General features: G+C 34.8%; 14 protein-coding genes and 1 tRNA gene. 12 read left to right on the forward strand and 3 right to left on the reverse strand.

Features of this window, described 5'->3' with window-relative positions:
- Positions 1-334: 334 nt before the first annotated feature.
- A complete protein-coding gene (locus CW751_RS06955; RefSeq protein ID WP_101334286.1) occupies positions 335-916 on the reverse strand; it encodes a TlpA family protein disulfide reductase in 582 nt (193 codons plus the stop codon).
- 1 nt (position 917) lies between these two features.
- The gene (locus CW751_RS06960) at positions 918-1283 is read right to left on the reverse strand and encodes a CoA-binding protein (protein ID WP_101334287.1); all 366 of its coding nucleotides are present in this window, start codon (positions 1281-1283) and stop codon (positions 918-920) included.
- Between the two features lie 171 nt (positions 1284-1454).
- Between CW751_RS06960 and CW751_RS06965 the strand changes: the two genes are divergently transcribed.
- From CW751_RS06965 to CW751_RS06995, 7 genes are all read left to right on the forward strand, one after another.
- Positions 1455-2648: a pyridoxal phosphate-dependent aminotransferase gene (locus tag CW751_RS06965; RefSeq protein ID WP_101334288.1), complete on the forward strand. Its 1194-nt coding sequence runs from the start codon at positions 1455-1457 to the stop codon at positions 2646-2648.
- Positions 2648-3634, forward strand: a complete 987-nt coding sequence (locus CW751_RS06970; protein WP_101334289.1) for a bifunctional heptose 7-phosphate kinase/heptose 1-phosphate adenyltransferase — start codon at positions 2648-2650, stop codon at positions 3632-3634. Before CW751_RS06965 ends, CW751_RS06970 begins: the two co-directional genes overlap by 1 nt.
- Positions 3634-5463, forward strand: coding sequence for a TrkH family potassium uptake protein (locus tag CW751_RS06975; protein WP_101334290.1), 1830 nt, complete (start codon positions 3634-3636; stop codon positions 5461-5463). Before CW751_RS06970 ends, CW751_RS06975 begins: the two co-directional genes overlap by 1 nt.
- 2 nt (positions 5464-5465) lie before the next feature.
- Entirely contained in the window at positions 5466-6200 is a 735-nt protein-coding gene (ubiE, locus tag CW751_RS06980; RefSeq protein ID WP_101334291.1) for a bifunctional demethylmenaquinone methyltransferase/2-methoxy-6-polyprenyl-1,4-benzoquinol methylase UbiE, read from the forward strand.
- Between the two features lie 31 nt (positions 6201-6231).
- Positions 6232-6960, forward strand: a complete 729-nt coding sequence (gene porT, locus CW751_RS06985; protein WP_101334292.1) for a type IX secretion/gliding motility protein PorT/SprT — start codon at positions 6232-6234, stop codon at positions 6958-6960.
- The gene (locus tag CW751_RS06990) at positions 6960-8513 is read left to right on the forward strand and encodes an NAD(P)/FAD-dependent oxidoreductase (RefSeq protein WP_101334293.1); all 1554 of its coding nucleotides are present in this window, start codon (positions 6960-6962) and stop codon (positions 8511-8513) included. Before porT ends, CW751_RS06990 begins: the two co-directional genes overlap by 1 nt.
- Positions 8514-8653: 140 nt before the next feature.
- Entirely contained in the window at positions 8654-9127 is a 474-nt protein-coding gene (locus CW751_RS06995; RefSeq protein ID WP_317045797.1) for a class I SAM-dependent methyltransferase, read from the forward strand.
- A 142-nt stretch (positions 9128-9269) separates the two neighbouring features.
- Here CW751_RS06995 and CW751_RS07000 read toward each other — a convergent pair whose 3' ends face one another.
- Positions 9270-9992, reverse strand: coding sequence for a TrmH family RNA methyltransferase (locus CW751_RS07000; RefSeq protein ID WP_101334294.1), 723 nt, complete (start codon positions 9990-9992; stop codon positions 9270-9272).
- A gap of 133 nt (positions 9993-10125) precedes the next feature.
- On the opposite strand from CW751_RS07000, the gene CW751_RS07005 reads away from it, so the two are divergent.
- The 5 genes from CW751_RS07005 (at position 10126) to CW751_RS07025 (ending at position 15981) form a co-directional block, all read left to right on the forward strand.
- Positions 10126-10198, forward strand: a tRNA-Ala gene (locus CW751_RS07005).
- 295 nt (positions 10199-10493) lie between these two features.
- Positions 10494-13151, forward strand: a complete 2658-nt coding sequence (gene tamL, locus CW751_RS07010; RefSeq protein ID WP_449495002.1) for a translocation and assembly module lipoprotein TamL — start codon at positions 10494-10496, stop codon at positions 13149-13151.
- A gap of 295 nt (positions 13152-13446) precedes the next feature.
- Positions 13447-14073: a DUF4494 domain-containing protein gene (locus CW751_RS07015; RefSeq protein WP_101334296.1), complete on the forward strand. Its 627-nt coding sequence runs from the start codon at positions 13447-13449 to the stop codon at positions 14071-14073.
- 5 nt (positions 14074-14078) lie between these two features.
- The gene (gene pdxH, locus CW751_RS07020) at positions 14079-14738 is read left to right on the forward strand and encodes a pyridoxamine 5'-phosphate oxidase (protein WP_101334297.1); all 660 of its coding nucleotides are present in this window, start codon (positions 14079-14081) and stop codon (positions 14736-14738) included.
- Between the two features lie 7 nt (positions 14739-14745).
- Positions 14746-15981, forward strand: a complete 1236-nt coding sequence (locus tag CW751_RS07025; protein WP_101334298.1) for a M16 family metallopeptidase — start codon at positions 14746-14748, stop codon at positions 15979-15981.
- The last annotated feature ends 30 nt before the right edge of the window (positions 15982-16011 follow it).

A 16011-nucleotide genomic window follows, 5' to 3' on the forward strand; every position in this document is an offset into this window, starting at 1 on the left:
TAACTTAAAATCAAATATAGTCTTTAAAAAGGAAATGTGCAAATGAAGCATGGAATATGTGTTTTTATAGCAATAGTCTGAAGAGTAAAGTCACTACTGCACGATAAGCGTTAAACCGCTTGTCTGGAATCCTGCATAAAAATATAGGTTTCAAATTTGATGGTAAAACAAGGACTTTCTTTTGAAAATTTAAGGCTCAGGTGGGGGAGTCACTCTAACGTATCGGTATGAATTGAAGTCGTTGAATAAATTAAATATAAAACGTAAGAGACCTTGAGGTGGAGAATGTTTTACTTTTTCGGATGGTGAGTTGTTTAATTTTGTACAAATAATTTTATTCTTTTTGTGGGGAAACGAGCAATTGTTCTATCTTCTCCTGGAAACTATCGCTAAACCAATTGTGCGCTCCAACCTCCTCCATAATAATTGTCCCGTTTTGATCTAAAACATAAGTGGTTGGTAAGCTATTGGAATCAAATTCTTTTGGGTAATTACTGGCGGGCATATATACAGGTAGATTGTAATTTTTACTTTTTAAAAAGCGTTTTAATGTTTCTGGACTTTCATTACTAACAAAATAAAATGCGACTTGATTTTGGTATTTGTCATAGAGCTTTTGAAGAGAAGGCATCTCAGCGACACAGGGTGGACACCAGGTTGCCCATGAGTTTACAATAGTAACTTTTCCACTAGCAGCAGATAGATTTGTTTGGTTTCCTTCTAAATCAATTAAAACCCAATCTGATGAGCTTATTTCCTTTTGGTCTTTAACGGCTAATGTTGAAGGAGAACCTGCGAAAACTCTTTGTACGAAAGCCATAACAGGCATACGAACACTTGGAATGAGCATCAATCCAATAAAAATAGCAAATAGAATGTCCCATTTCCTTTTTCTTACCCATGCTTTGAAGTTCATATCAATACGTATTTGTGCTTAATAAAACGAGCGTGCAGGCAATTTCTGCTTGAATACCATTTTCTTCAAGTTGATGTTCAAAACTAGGATTTTCTGTTCCGGGATTAAATATCACACGTTTTGGTTCTAGGCTTAAGATTTTATCATAAAAATCATTTTGGTTCTTCGCTGATAAATATAAGGTAACCGTATGTATATCGCTTTCATGTGGGAAGGTTGTTGTTATTTCAGTACCGTTGATGTTTCCTTTGCGATTTCCAAATGCCACTACAGGGACTTGATGCTCTTGTAACATTCGTACGGCCTTGTTTGCATATCTGTTTGTTTTTTCGCTTGCTCCAATTACTAAAGTCTTCTTTTTATCCATTCAACAAATATAAGGATTGTCTTTTAATTGACTATGTTTTAGGGGGGCGTTGAAAATTAAAGTAACATAAGTTACCATTATAACAGAGGTCTTTTTTGCAATCTTTAATTAAAGCTCAAGAAAAGCATAAAAAAGTTTTAAATTTGTAATGAATAAATTAAAATGAAGTAAATGCTACAATTATCAGATCGTTTATTGTCAATGGAAGAATCAGCTACTTTGGCTATGTCTCGAAAAAGTCGAGAATTAAAGCAAAAAGGTTTGGATGTAATCTCGCTAAGTTTAGGAGAGCCCGATTTTAATACACCTGACTTTATAAAAGAAGCTGCTGTAGAAGCAATGAATCAAAATTATACTTCATATACGCCCGTTCCAGGATATTTAGAATTAAGAGAGGCAATTGTTAAAAAGTTTAAAAGAGACAATGGTTTAGACTATAGTGCAGATCAGATTGTAGTTTCAACAGGGGCTAAACAATCTATTGCCAATTTAATGATGAGCCTTGTTAATCCAGGTGATGAAGTTTTAATACCAGCACCGTATTGGGTTTCCTATATTGAAATTGTAAAAGTAGCAGGAGGTGTTCCAGTTATTGTAGACGCTACATTAGAAAATGATTTTAAAGTTACTGGAGCAGATATAAAAGAGAAAATAACACCTAAAACAAAAGCAATGATTTTCTCGTCTCCGTGTAATCCTACAGGGTCTGTTTATGCTAAAGAAGAGTTAAAAGACATCGCCAATGCTTTTGCGGACTACAAGGATATTGTAATTATTTCTGATGAAATATACGAACATATTAATTTTAAAGGAAAACATGAAAGCATTGCTCAATTCGATGCTGTTTACGATCAAACAGTTACTGTAAATGGTGTGTCTAAAGCTTGGGCAATGACAGGGTGGAGAATTGGATATATTGGAGCGCCTAAAAAAATTGCTGCCGCTTGTGGGAAAATGCAAGGACAATCCACTAGTGGAGCCAATGCGATAGCACAACGCGCTACTATTGCTGCTTTAGAGAAAGACCCCGCTTATTTGGAGGATATGCTTAATGCTTTTAAAAATAGGAGGGCATTGGTTTTGTCCGCACTAAGAGGAATGGATGGGGTAGAAGTCAATGAACCAGAGGGAGCGTTTTACTTTTTTCCAAATGTATCTGCCTTTTTTGGGAAATCTTTTGACGGTAAAAATATTAATGACGCAAATGATCTAGCGATGTATTTATTAGAAGAAGCTCTTGTTGCCGTAGTAACAGGAGATGCTTTTGGTAATCCTAATTGTATGCGTATTTCCTACGCCACCGATGAGGCTACACTTACTGAAGCAATGAAGCGGATTGATAAAGCATTACAAAATTTAAAATAATGACACTTGAAACACTTTTTGAGGCGTTTAAGCAAAAAAAAATCATAGTACTTGGTGATGTTATGATTGACGCTTATTTATCAGGAAAGGTTGATCGCGTTAGTCCTGAAGCTCCTGTTCCTATCATTAACTTTTCCAAACATGAAGAGCGATTAGGAGGAGCAGCTAATGTAGCTTTGAATTTGATTAGTTTAGGCGCGCAAGTTGCCATGGCAAGCGTGATCGGAAATGATAAGAATGCAAATGCTTTAATCCAACTGTTTGAGGAGAAGTCAATAAACACCACCGGCTTAATACGTTCAGATGATAGAGAGACAACTGTGAAAACACGAGTTCTTGGAAATTATCAACAACTACTGAGAATTGATCAGGAACAAACAGATGATATTAATCTAGAGCAAGAAAAGCAGTTGTTAAATCAAATTGAGTCGCTACTAAAACAAGGATATGACGCATTGATTTTTCAAGACTATAATAAAGGTGTGTTGACAGAATCACTGATCAAGCAAGTGATTGAATTAACAGAAAAATATGATGTCATCACTACAGTTGATCCAAAACTGAAGAACTTTTTAGCTTACGAAGGTGTAACGCTATTTAAGCCTAATTTAAAAGAGTTAGCTGAAGGTGTTCAAATGAAAATTGATTTTGAAAAAGATCGACCGCAATTTAATCAAGCCATAAAAAAGCTCAAGAAAACTTTAAATCCAGCTATAATTTTTGTGACATTAAGTGAGCACGGTGTTTATATAGAAGATAATAAAGAATCACAGCATATTGAAGCTCATGCCCGAACAATTTCTGATGTATCTGGTGCAGGTGATACCGTTATAAGTGTAGCGACCCTTTGTTTGGTTGCAGGAATGAAGGTGTCTCGATTAGCTTCCATGGCAAATCTTGCAGGAGGAATTGTTTGTGAATATCGGGGAGTTGTAGCAATTAAAGCTGATGAGTTGTTTAAAGAAGCTAAAAAACTCAATGTCTGATGTGGTTAGACAATCTCAGAGAAAAGATTAATCTTAATCTTTACAGTTCTAAAAAATTTGTTCTCGCATTGTTTAGGTGGGTTCATATCGTTGTGGCACTTTCGATGATAGGTGTCTTAATTTATTATTATGGTTTTCCGCACACAACAGAGCGAAAAGAGTTTTTAACACGGCTTATAGAGTTTAGTTTCTTATTTTATATCATTCGTTTTTTCGTCAAAATCATTTATGATTACAGTCCATATCAATACATGAAAAAACATTGGGCTGAAACGGTGATTGTTTTTCTTTTAATATTAGAAGGTATTTCATATAACTTTTTCGATGTTATATTGGCTTCTAGATTTTTTGAATATATTGGTTTTGAAAGTTTAGCAGAGTTTTCGAATTTAACCATTCAGCTTTTCTTTGTAGCCTATATCTTTATGGAAATCTTCAAAAAAAGAAATTTCAGACAATATTTTAAAATTCACCCCGGTTTACTTTTTACACTTTCTATTTTGGGAATAATTTTAATAGGAACAGGACTGCTTCTTTTACCAGAAATGACGCAATCCAATTACAATCTCTCTTTTGTCGATAGTTTGTTTCTTGCTACCTCGTCTACAAGTGTAACCGGATTAACAACAATTGATGTCAGTACAATCTTAACTTTAAAAGGACAGGTTGTTGTTTTATTTTTAATTCAATTAGGAGCCTTGAACACTATCGCTTTTGCTGCCTTATATTTGTTAATTGCAAAGTTTGGAATTGGGCTAAAGCAACATGAAGTTATAGAAGACTTCGTAAATGAGTCCTCGTTTTTAGATACAGAAAAAATGTTCTTTCGTATAGTGAAATGGACGCTAATAATTGAGTTTATTGGCTTTTTGTGTGTTTTTATTTTGCTCGAACCAAAGGGGATGTTTGAAGATTTATCTGCACGACTCTATCATTCCCTATTTCATGCAGTTTCTAGTTTTTGTAATGCCGGTATTTCAACAATTCCTAATGGCTTAATGAATGTGCTAACAGCCGACAATTACCTGTTGCATACCGTTACGTTGGGATTGTTTTTCTTAGGTGGATTTGGTATGATTTATCTATTTGATATTTTCGGAATTAAAAGCTTAAGACACCGCATGAAATTTCCATGGAAAACTCTCCGGTTTGATACGAAAATTACTTTGTACACAACCTTGATTCTTTTAGTTATTGGTGCAATTGTGTTTTTTACTTTCGAATACAACAGAAGTTTGGATGGCAAGTCTGGCTTTGGATCTTTGGTCACCACTTTGTTCAGTTCTATGACAACGAGAAACGCCGGGTTTAGTACAGTCGACATATCAACCTTGAGTCTTCCTGTTATGGTGTTCTTTCTCTTCTTAATGTTTGTAGGTGCTAGTTCGGGATCTGCCGGTGGTGGTATTCGTGTTTCTACATTTGCGATTATGATGAGTTCAGTAATTTCAACCATTAAAAGAAAGCCGCATGTTGAGTTATTTAAACGCACTGTTGACAATGATTTGGTTTTAAAAGCATATTCTATCTTCATATTCTTTATTGCTGGAAACTTAATTGGTATTTTTGCACTTTTGGTTACCGAATATCAGGCTGTGGAAGCAGGACAATTTAAATTAATAGACGTTATATTTGAACATGTTTCTGCTATGAGTACGGTCGGATTATCGACAGGAATAACTCCCGCTTTAAGTGAACCAGGCAAAATAATAATAGTGATTGCTATGTTTATTGGGCGTGTTGGAACATTAACGGTAGCTTATTTGTTCGGTAAACAAGTAATGAGTAGAAGATATAAATATCCTAAGGGACACACAATGATTGGTTAGTTATGACAAAAGAAAAAGTAGTAAAGCCATACAATAAAACAGACAAGTCAAAAAAAGAAGAAGTTGCAGAAATGTTTGACAATATTTCTGCAAAGTATGATTTTCTTAATCACTTTTTATCCTTAGGTATAGATCATCTCTGGAGAAAAAAGGCCATTAAAATGTTGCGAGAAGTCAAACCAAAGAAGGTGATTGATTTAGCAACAGGAACGGGTGATTTCGCTTTAGCGGCCCTAAAATTAAATCCAGAAAAGGTTGTAGGTGTTGATATTTCTAATGGAATGTTAGAAAAAGGACGTGAAAAAATAAAAAAGAAAGGCAAGGAGAATATCATTTCTATGGTCAATGGTGATTCTGAAGATTTACCCTTTGAAGATAATGAATTTGATGCCTTGACAGTTGGTTTTGGTGTGAGAAACTATGAAAACCTTGAAAAAGGACTCGCTGAAATGCTCCGTGTTATTGCTCCAGGGGGAAAAGCTGTAATTTTGGAGTTCTCAAAACCTAAAAAGTTTCCGATTAAACAATTGTTTGGTTTTTATTCTAAATATGTAATTCCTGCTATGGGAAAATCGATTTCAAAGGATAGCTCTGCCTATGAGTATTTACCTGAGTCTGTTGCTGCATTTCCAGAAGGTCAAGATTTTTTATCTATCTTAGATAAATTAGGATATAAAAATACATCAGCAAAATTAGTGTCTGGTGGAATAGCAACTATTTATACCGGTACAAAATAAAAAACAGGATTAAACGTTTTTATTGATCAGTATGTTGAAACAAATCATATTTAGTATTGCTTTTATTACATTAACCATAGGTGTGGCTTTTTCACAACGTAATCCGCTTACCCAAAATTATCGTAAGTTTGATCGAAAGCTCATCCATTTTGGTTTTATGTTGGGCGTTAATACTGCTGATTTTTCAACTAGGTACAAACCGAATATGCTAGCCGATTATAATACGTATGATATTGCCAATAAAAGTCAGCCCGGTTTTCAATTAGGGATCATTAGCTCGTTAAAGTTAGGAACTCCTTTAATTCGTTTGCGTTTTATCCCCTCTTTATCATTTACAGAAAGAAATTTGATTTATACCTACATCGCAGATGATAATGAGGAAATGAAATTAGAAACTGAAAAGCAAATAGTAGGTTCAACCAATTTAGATTTCCCTTTGTTGTTCAAGTTTAGAACAGCTCGATATAACAATTTTGCGGCGTATATTATTGCTGGAGCACAATATACACTTGACTTACAGTCACAAGAGGAAACCGCTCAAAAGTTTAGTGATCCTTTCATTAAAATATTTCGAGACGATTTTCAGGCTCAAATTGGGGCAGGCGCTGATTTTTTCTTACCATTCTTCAAGTTTGGAATTGAATTAAAGTTATCACATGGCTTTAAAAACGCGCTAATTCAAGACAATACACCATTGTCAAGGCCAATTAATGCTTTGTACAATCGCGTGTGGTGGATTTCATTAACATTTGAGGGGTAATGGAAAATACGGTTCAGATTCAGGTCTTGCCAGAGCAGTTAAGTGATGAGGAGTTTATCTTAAAGCAGGCCAACAGAAAAAATAAAAATTCTAATTTCCCTTATTTCTACATCCGTAAACGTTCTATTGATGCACGTAAAAAACCTGTGAAATACAATCTGCAAGTGGTTTTATGTATTGAAAATGAAACGCCTAAACTTCCAGAAGTTTTTTATAAAAATGTTTCCAAAAAAGAACCTATTTTTATTGTTGGAGCAGGTCCAGCAGGACTTTTTGCAGCTCTTGAAGCCATAGAGCTTGGATTTAAACCCATAGTTTTTGAACGTGGAAAAGATGTTCGGGAACGCAGAAGAGACTTGGCGAAAATCAATAAAGAACACGTGGTTAATCCAGAATCTAATTATTGTTTTGGAGAAGGAGGAGCAGGAACGTATTCGGATGGAAAATTATATACACGTTCAAAAAAACGTGGAAATGTGATGAAAGTCTTATCCTTATTTGTTCAATTTGGAGCTCCTTATGATATTTTAGTAGACGCACATCCGCATATTGGTACGAATAAATTACCGAAAATTATTACTGCAATGCGAGAACAAATCATTGCAGCAGGTGGCGAAGTACATTTTAATACAAAAGTTACAGATTTTATTATCAAAGCAAATAAAATTGATGGACTTGAATTGAATGGTCATAAGAAAATAAAAACAAATCATGTTGTTTTAGCCACTGGCCATTCTGCAAGAGATATTTTCAAACTTCTGCATCAACGAGGCGTAAAAATGGAGGCTAAGGGTTTTGCGCTTGGTGTACGAATCGAACATCCACAGGCGTTAATTGACCAAATACAATATCACGGACGTTTGAATGATGAGTTTTTGCCACCCGCAACTTATAGTTTGGTTACTCAGGTTAGAAAAACAGGCGTTTACTCTTTTTGTATGTGTCCAGGTGGTATTGTAGCACCTTGCGCCACTGCTCCTGGAGAAGTAGTGACCAACGGATGGTCTCCTTCCAAACGAAATAATCCCTATTCAAATTCTGGAATTGTTGTAGAAATTGATCCCAAACGACTACCCAATTACACGAAAAACAATCCTTTTGTTGGTTTAGATTTTCAAGCGAAAGTAGAGCAAGATTGTTGGATTGCCGCTGGTAAAACGCAAGCAGTTCCAGCCCAACGCATGCTTGATTTTGTGAACAGAAAGAAATCTAAAGATCTGCCTAAAAGTAGTCATCAACCTGGAATGGTAAGCGTAGATTTAAACCAAGTTTTACCTCATTTTTTGGCAGATGCACTCAGAAAGGCATTTAAAGATTTTGGTCGAAAAATGAATGGGTACTTAACCAATGAAGCAGTGTTAATGGCACCAGAATCTAGAACTTCTTCCCCAGTTGCTATTCCTAGAGACCCAAAATCATTAGAACATGTCGAAGTTTCAGGCCTATATCCATGTGGAGAAGGTGCTGGATATGCTGGTGGGATTGCTTCTGCTGCCGTTGATGGTCTTAATTGTGTTCAAGCAATCGCAAAGAAAGTGAACAGTTCGATTTAAACACCCGAAGATTGAAACCTAAAGTCTGCTTTTAATTTTACTTTTTCTTTTTTCTTTTTGGCATTTGGTGAATGTAAATAACTAATGTTACAGAAAATAAGCTTTAAAGCACATACTTTTGTATACAAATAAAGAATGAGATGAGAGAATTTTGGGATAATCGCTATGCAGATGTTGACTTCGCCTACGGGGAAGCACCGAATGAGTATTTTAAAGAACAATTGTTTAAACTAACACCCGGAAAAATTTTACTTCCCGGAGACGGAGAGGGAAGAAATAGTGTTTGTGCTGCTAGAAGCGGATGGGAAGTTGATGCTTTTGATATTAGTAGAGAAGGAAAGAAAAAAGCAGATCAGTTGGCAGAAAAACATAAATTATCGATTAACTATCAAGTTGGAGCATTAGAAGATTTAACATATCCACCAAATACATTTGATGTAATCGCTTTGATTTTTACTCATTTTGATCCGAAAATAAGAGCACAATACAGAAAAGAATTTATTCGACTTTTAAAACCTGGAGGATTGATTATTTCTGAGTCTTTCAGTAAAAAACATTTGGCATTAAATAGTAAAAATCCAAAAGTTGGAGGACCAAAAAGATTGAGTTTTTAACCTCAATTGATGAAATTAGATCAGAGTTTTCACCATTAGAAATAAAAGAATTATATCAATTAGAAACCATTTTTGATGAAGGGAAATTTCACGTAGGAAAAGGTGATGTTGTTCGATTTGTAGGTAAGAAAAAAATGTAAATCTAAGAAGACCTAGAAAATTCAGAAAGGAAAATAGAGGTCGCCATTGCTACATTTAACGATTCGCCATACCCGAACTTTGGTATCGTAACTGGATGGGTTATTAGCGGAAGTAGATCAGAATGAATACCTTTTCCTTCATTTCCCATCAGAAGTATTCCTTTTTTTGCTTTTTGGCTTTGATAGATGTTTTCACCATTTAATAACGAACCGTAAATGGGAAGGTTTACATTTTGAAGTGCCTCTTTTAAGTCTACATATTCTATTTGTACATTAAAAATTGCTCCCATGGAAGCTTGTACAACTTTAGTGTTGTAACAATCTACTGTCTCTTTTGAGGCAATAATTTGTTGGACACCAAACCATGAGGCTAAACGTAAAATTGTTCCTAAATTCCCTGGATCTTGAATGGTGTCTAACGCAATATAAAATTCAGGATCCAAACTTTTAGGAGGCAAATAATTGCAGATTGCAAGTATTTTTTGAGGCTGTCTCAAAACAGAAATCTGGTTTAACTCTTTTTGGCTGATGGATTCGAAAGCGACTTGTTCAGCAAATAAATGTTCCATTTCTGATAAACCAAAAACATGTGAAATGCTATGCGGAGCATACTCCATTGCCTCTTTAATCATTTTAGGCCCCTCAATAATAAATTGCCGATTTTGATCACGGAACTTTTTTTTGTGAAGGGAACGAATGTATTTGATTTGTTGTTTTGAAATCATCTTTTTATTTCTTGACGATAAAAATAGAAAATGTTTAGGGATTTATTAGTTGAAATATTCAACATATACTTTTCAGTAATTTTATTATCTTCGAGAAAAATATAAGCACTTCTTTTCTGAGGAGTTATAATATGGGGCTGTAGCTCAGTTGGCAGAGCGTTTGCATGGCATGCAAAAGGTCCGCGGTTCGATTCCGCGTAGCTCCACATAGAAGCCTTATGATTCAGAATTTTGCTGAATAAATTTTAAGATTTAAATATATTTTGGCAATCTTTCCCCATATTCTTACTGGATTTTTTCTTTGTACATATACTATTTCTGTCTTCCTTATTTAAAACTAGATTTTGGTAGGTATTTTAACAAATATCCTCTCTTTTAATTCAGTTTGAAAATACGTAATTGTAAGAAACATATCATTATTTATTCTTTAAAAACCTTGAAACACACAAAAGATGTTTCAAAAAGTGATTTATACCTCTTTGATTCTTATTTTTGTTGGTTGTGAAGCAAATTCGTTTTTATAGTCTGATTTTATTCATTATTTGTTTGCTTGGAGCATGCAATATAAAAAGGCATGTTCCTTCTAACAGTTATCTTTTAGTGAAGAATAATGTGCATTTACCAAAAGAAACGCAAGTTGATAAAAGTAAGGTAGAAAGCGTGATTCGACAAAGACCTAATCATCGAACACTTGGTTTTCGTCTAAAGCTACGTGCCTACAACGCTATTGATTCTGCAAAAGTGGAGAAGGATAAGAAAAGATTGCTTTCAAGGTATAAAAGGAAAAATAAACGCCGATTAAAACGACAGAAAAGAATTAATGAAAGACGCATTAAGAGGGCATTAAAGCATGGTGAGGATTTTTACACACCAAAGGTAATAGAGCTTAAAGATACAATAGATCCCAAATTACCTATAAGAGGAAGAATCAAATATGGGTATGGTGAAGCTCCTGTTATTTACAACCCTTCATTAACACAAACTTCCAAAGAGCAAATAGAACTTTTTATGCAAAAGAAAGGTTATTTCAATGCTTCTGTTCGTACCGATCCCGATTTAAAAGATAAAAAGAAAAGGGCTAAAGTTGACTATCATATCGTTCCTGGTGATTTGTATTTCGTTGACTCTATTTTTCTAAGAAACGAAAACGCAACGATTATCGGCATTTACAATAAGTTCATGAATGAAAGTGAGCAGGCATTAATTCCTCCATTTCGATTTGATGCTGATGCGCTTGGAAAGATGAGAAAAGATCTTTCTGAATACATGAAGAATAATGCGATATATGGGTTTAAGGAAAGTTATATTTCTTATGAAATTGATACTTTATCGCATGATAAAAATATAAAAGTAGCGGTTGATATCGCAAAGAGATATGTGGGAAATGATGAAAATCAGGTACTAAAGCCTTTTGCTTCCACCATTGTTAGGAATGTCACGTTTCATTTATTAGATACAATAACTTACGATGGGAATTTTAAAATTAAGGAACTCGATCCTAGGGGTATTGTTTTAGGTCCTTATGATCAGGTTCCAACCTTTGATACCCTAAGATATGATTGGTACGATGGAAGAAATGCACAGCTGCGAACAGCCACTTTTGTTTACAATGGGGAATTAACAACTAAAGCAGAGTTGATAGAGTTTCAGAATTATCTCGAAGAAACCAATTATTACAAAGGAAAGTTTTTACCAGAATCATACAGTCGTTTATTAAATATGGGAGTATTTAAAACCGTAAAACCCGAGATTCAGGAGAATGAGGACAATACCATTGATGTTCATTATTATCTTACTCCTCAAAAGCAGCAATCTTTTAGTTTTGAGCCTAAAGGAACACATGCAAATAGTTATTTAGGGGTCTCCACTTCTTTTAATTATCAGAACCGAAATCTTTTTAGAAAAGGTCAAAGGTTAAAAATAAGTTTTAGTGGTGGTTTTGAATCTCAACCTGAAATTTTTGCTTCAAGTGCAGAGGAGAATGTGCTTCAAGATGGAACGAGAAGTTTTAATACCCTAGAGTTTGGACCTTCTTTTGAATTGGATGTGCCTGGTCTTTTTCCGATTTCGATGAATCGATTATCAAAAAATCAAAACCCAACAACTACATTCTCTGCAGCGTATAACTTTCAGCAACAACCTTATTTTAAACGTCAAACCGTACAATTGAATTATTTATGGAAGTTTTATGACATTTTTAGGACCCAAGTGTTTACGGTAGGTATTCCATTGATTGGTGGGATACAATTTGTACGTATTGATAAAACAGAAGCGTTTGAAAGTCAGTTGCAACAACAAAACGATTTGTTTCTAATCAATGCATATAGTAATCAAGCGATTTATAAAGATGCTGCCGTTACGTATAGTTTCACTAATCCGGATTTGAAACAAGGAACCATTACTTTTAATTATGGTTTTAATTTTGACATGGCAGGAATGATTGTGGGGTTAATTACTAAAGATAAAGCAGAAAATTCAAATGGATTTAAAACATTTTTGGGTCAACGATACTCTCAGTTTATTCGCTTAGACAATCAGTTTACGCTACATCAATATTTAAACAATCAATCTCTGCATTATCGTTTGCAACTTGGCGCCGGAGTCCCTTTGGAAAACAATGGTTTAAACTTACCCTTTGATTATAGTTTTTTTGGTGGAGGATCTATTGATAATCGTGGGTTTAGAGCGCGTTCTTTGGGTCCAGGCGCTTACAAATATTATCTTGATTCAAACCGCACTGTTACACAATTGGGAGATATGAGACTGGGGGCTTCCTTTGAGTATCGTTTTAAAATATCCAAACTATTTGAAGGCGCGTTCTTCACGGATGTAGGAAATGTCTGGACGTATAATGAAGATCCCAACCGACCAGGTGGTCAAATAAGTAAAGATTTTTATAAGCAATTAAGTGTTTCGAGTGGTATTGGTGTTCGATTGGATTTTACTTTTTTAATTGTCCGTCTTGATTTAGGGATTCCACTGAGAAATCCTGCGTTGCCAGATAACGCCAAGTGGATTTTTCAAGATAAACAACCTTATATTCAAGAAGGAATTGATCGCTGGGGAAAGAATCCTGATACAGGAGAATACTATTACAAGGATTTGATGCCTAATCCATTCAGACCACAGTTGCATATTGCTATTGGATATCCTTTTTAAGTTTTGTATTGGAAGTACAGTTTGTCCCTGCTTTGCGGGTGAGGGGGAGTAACGGCATCCTCTGGCAATTTATGGGCAGAGATATAGTGGATGACCCGACCCATTATTTTTGTAGCGAAGCGAAGAAAATGTATGGGGCACCCCCAAATGCTTAGTCTCGAAAATATCCTTTAAATTATTGATCGATTTTTGCGGTTTTTCTTAAAAATAAGCCGTTCTTTTTTTCGATTAAAGGTTTAAATTCTGCTAACTTTGTAAGTCTTGAAAACGAAAAGAATTATATTAAAATAATATTATGAATAATTGGTTTACCGTTAAAGTTAAATACATTAAACAACTAGAAGATGGACGTTTGAAAAGCGTAACTGAGCCATATTTAGTTGACGCAACATCTTTTACAGAGGCTGAAGCGCGTATATATGAAGAAGTAGGAGAAAGGGTGAGAGGCGAATTCCAAATTAAAGGAATAGCAAAAACAGAGTATGCAGATATTTTTTATTACGAAGATGCTGATGATTGGTATAAGTGTAAGTTAACTTATGTTTCTGTAGATGCCGACTCCGGTAAGGAAAAGAAAATAACAAGTAACTTTTTAGTTACTGCAGAAACTGTTCATCAAGCTTATGAACGTATTAAAGAAAGCTTAAGTGATATGACGGTAACTTTTGAAGTGCCTGCAATTACCTTAACGAGTATTGTTGAGGTATTACCTTATAATCCAGATTTGGATGTTGAAGTCGGTAGAAGACCATTAACAGAAGAAGAGGAAGCTGGAGTTGCTCCTGCACAAGTTGAAAATGAAGAATCAGGAGAGGATGAGGACTATGGTGATCAAGATGATGTTGATGAAGAACCAACAGAAGAAATGACTGAAGAGAATTCAGACGAAGATCATGTAAGTTTTGAAGATGACACAAAATAAATAAAATGAAGGAGTTTCTTGATATCCTTAGAAATGACCATACAGATTTCGATAAGGGAAAGTTAACGGATGAGTTGAAAAAAATTGATCCTATGTTGTTGTTTAAAAAATGGTATCAAGAAGCTTTTGAAAAACAGTGTGTTTCTCCAAACTCAATGACAGTCAGTACTGTTGGTGTTGATTTAATGCCTTCTTCTCGTGTGGTTTATTTGAAGGATTTATTGGCGGAAGGGTTGATTTTTTATACCAATTACGAAAGTGAAAAGGGAAAACAAATAGGTGAAAACCCTCAAGTTTCAGCGTTGTTTTTCTGGGATGAATTATCGCGACAGATTCGTGTTCAGGGTAAGATTGAAAAGGCACCCGAATTTATATCGGATGAATATTTTGCGTCCCGACCACGTGGTAGTCAGCTTGGAGCTTGGGCTTCAAAACAAAGTGAAGTTATTTCAGATAGGGTTTCCTTGGAAAAAGAATTAGAACGCGTAAAAAAACAATTCAAAAATAAAGAAGTTCCACGTCCGGAATTTTGGGGCGGATATTTAATACGACCAACGTATATAGAGTTTTGGCAAGGAAGACCCAATCGGCTTCACGATCGTATTTGTTTTGAGAGAAATAATGTTGAATCTGAAGTTTGGACAGTGAGCAGACGTAATCCTTGATGTAATTATGCATAATGTTGAACCAACAGTTTTCACCTTAGATAATGGTTTACGTGTAAGTTATTTACACGACCCTTCTATTGTTGCTCATTTAGGTGTTGTGGTGAAAGCTGGCTCCCGATATGAACAAGAAAATGAGGAGGGATTGGCTCATTTTTTAGAACACTGTATTTTTAAAGGGACAAAAAATAGAAGAGCTTTTCATGTGTTGTCACGTCTTGATTCAGTAGGTGGAGAATTGAATGCCTATACAACCAAAGAAGAGATTTGTGTGTACAGTTCATTTACAACCGAACATTTTAAACGTGCTTCTAATCTTTTGGCAGATATAATGCTTAATTCTACTTTTCCTGAAAATGAAATTCAAAAAGAAAAGGAAGTAGTTTTGGATGAAATCAACTCTTATTTAGACAGTCCTTCCGATAAAATATTTGATGAGTTTGAATCTTATTTGTTCCCTAATCATCCTTTGGGTAATAATATCTTGGGAACAGTTGAATCAGTTCAATCTTTTCAACGTGAAGATTTGATTCGTTATGTAGACAAGTTTTTTTATCCAGAAAATATGGTTATTTCTTTTATTGGAAATATTGAATCCAAAACAGTGATAAAGAAGCTAAACGCTGATTTTGGTAAATTTTCACATCAAAAAGAACCTGTTTCTGCTGTTCAAGCTTCACATATAATTCCGTTTTTCGTTAATAAATCAGAAGCCAATTTTCAATCTCATATTCTCATTGGAGGAGCTGCTCCAGGATATAATCATCCCGATCGTAGGGTGTTTAATTTAATCATAAATTTATTAGGTGGTCCTGCGCTTAATTCGCGATTGGGTTTATCGATTCGTGAAAAATATGGCTACACCTACAATATAGAGGCAAACTATACTCCATTTGAAGAGATTGGTTATTGGAATGTATATGCGGGAACAGATCCCAAATACAGAGTAAAGACGATTAACTTGATATATAAAGAAATTCAAAAGTTTATTGAAAAACCCTTAACTGATGGTCAGCTTAAAAAAGCGAAGCAACAAATGAAAGGACATTTAGCATTAGGCATGGACAATAATGCTGGATTGATGCTTAATTTTGGAAAAAGCTTATTGATTTTTAATGAAATTGATACCATTGCCGAAATCTATGAGCAGATTGACAGGATAACTACGAATGACATTCAAAATGTTGCTGCTGAATTCTTTAAAAATGACAGTTTATCGCAACTGAGTTATACTATCAAGTAAAAAACACATTTTTTACAAAGTTTTATTGTA

The organism is Brumimicrobium salinarum (genome assembly GCF_002844555.1).
GTDB classification, from domain to species: domain Bacteria; phylum Bacteroidota; class Bacteroidia; order Flavobacteriales_D; family Crocinitomicaceae; genus Brumimicrobium; species Brumimicrobium salinarum.

What these genes read in the sequence shown, in the direction of transcription:
- CW751_RS06955 (WP_101334286.1), bottom strand. Translation starts at nt 916, where the DNA reads ATGAACTTCAAAGCATGGGTAAGAAAAAGGAAATGGGACATTCTATTT.
- CW751_RS06960 (WP_101334287.1), bottom strand. Translation starts at nt 1,283, where the DNA reads ATGGATAAAAAGAAGACTTTAGTAATTGGAGCAAGCGAAAAAACAAAC.
- CW751_RS06965 (WP_101334288.1), top strand. Translation starts at nt 1,455, where the DNA reads ATGCTACAATTATCAGATCGTTTATTGTCAATGGAAGAATCAGCTACT.
- CW751_RS06970 (WP_101334289.1), top strand. Translation starts at nt 2,648, where the DNA reads ATGACACTTGAAACACTTTTTGAGGCGTTTAAGCAAAAAAAAATCATA.
- CW751_RS06975 (WP_101334290.1), top strand. Translation starts at nt 3,634, where the DNA reads ATGTGGTTAGACAATCTCAGAGAAAAGATTAATCTTAATCTTTACAGT.
- ubiE (WP_101334291.1), top strand. Translation starts at nt 5,466, where the DNA reads ATGACAAAAGAAAAAGTAGTAAAGCCATACAATAAAACAGACAAGTCA.
- porT (WP_101334292.1), top strand. Translation starts at nt 6,232, where the DNA reads ATGTTGAAACAAATCATATTTAGTATTGCTTTTATTACATTAACCATA.
- CW751_RS06990 (WP_101334293.1), top strand. Translation starts at nt 6,960, where the DNA reads ATGGAAAATACGGTTCAGATTCAGGTCTTGCCAGAGCAGTTAAGTGAT.
- CW751_RS06995 (WP_317045797.1), top strand. Translation starts at nt 8,654, where the DNA reads ATGAGAGAATTTTGGGATAATCGCTATGCAGATGTTGACTTCGCCTAC.
- CW751_RS07000 (WP_101334294.1), bottom strand. Translation starts at nt 9,992, where the DNA reads ATGATTTCAAAACAACAAATCAAATACATTCGTTCCCTTCACAAAAAA.
- CW751_RS07015 (WP_101334296.1), top strand. Translation starts at nt 13,447, where the DNA reads ATGAATAATTGGTTTACCGTTAAAGTTAAATACATTAAACAACTAGAA.
- pdxH (WP_101334297.1), top strand. Translation starts at nt 14,079, where the DNA reads ATGAAGGAGTTTCTTGATATCCTTAGAAATGACCATACAGATTTCGAT.
- CW751_RS07025 (WP_101334298.1), top strand. Translation starts at nt 14,746, where the DNA reads ATGCATAATGTTGAACCAACAGTTTTCACCTTAGATAATGGTTTACGT.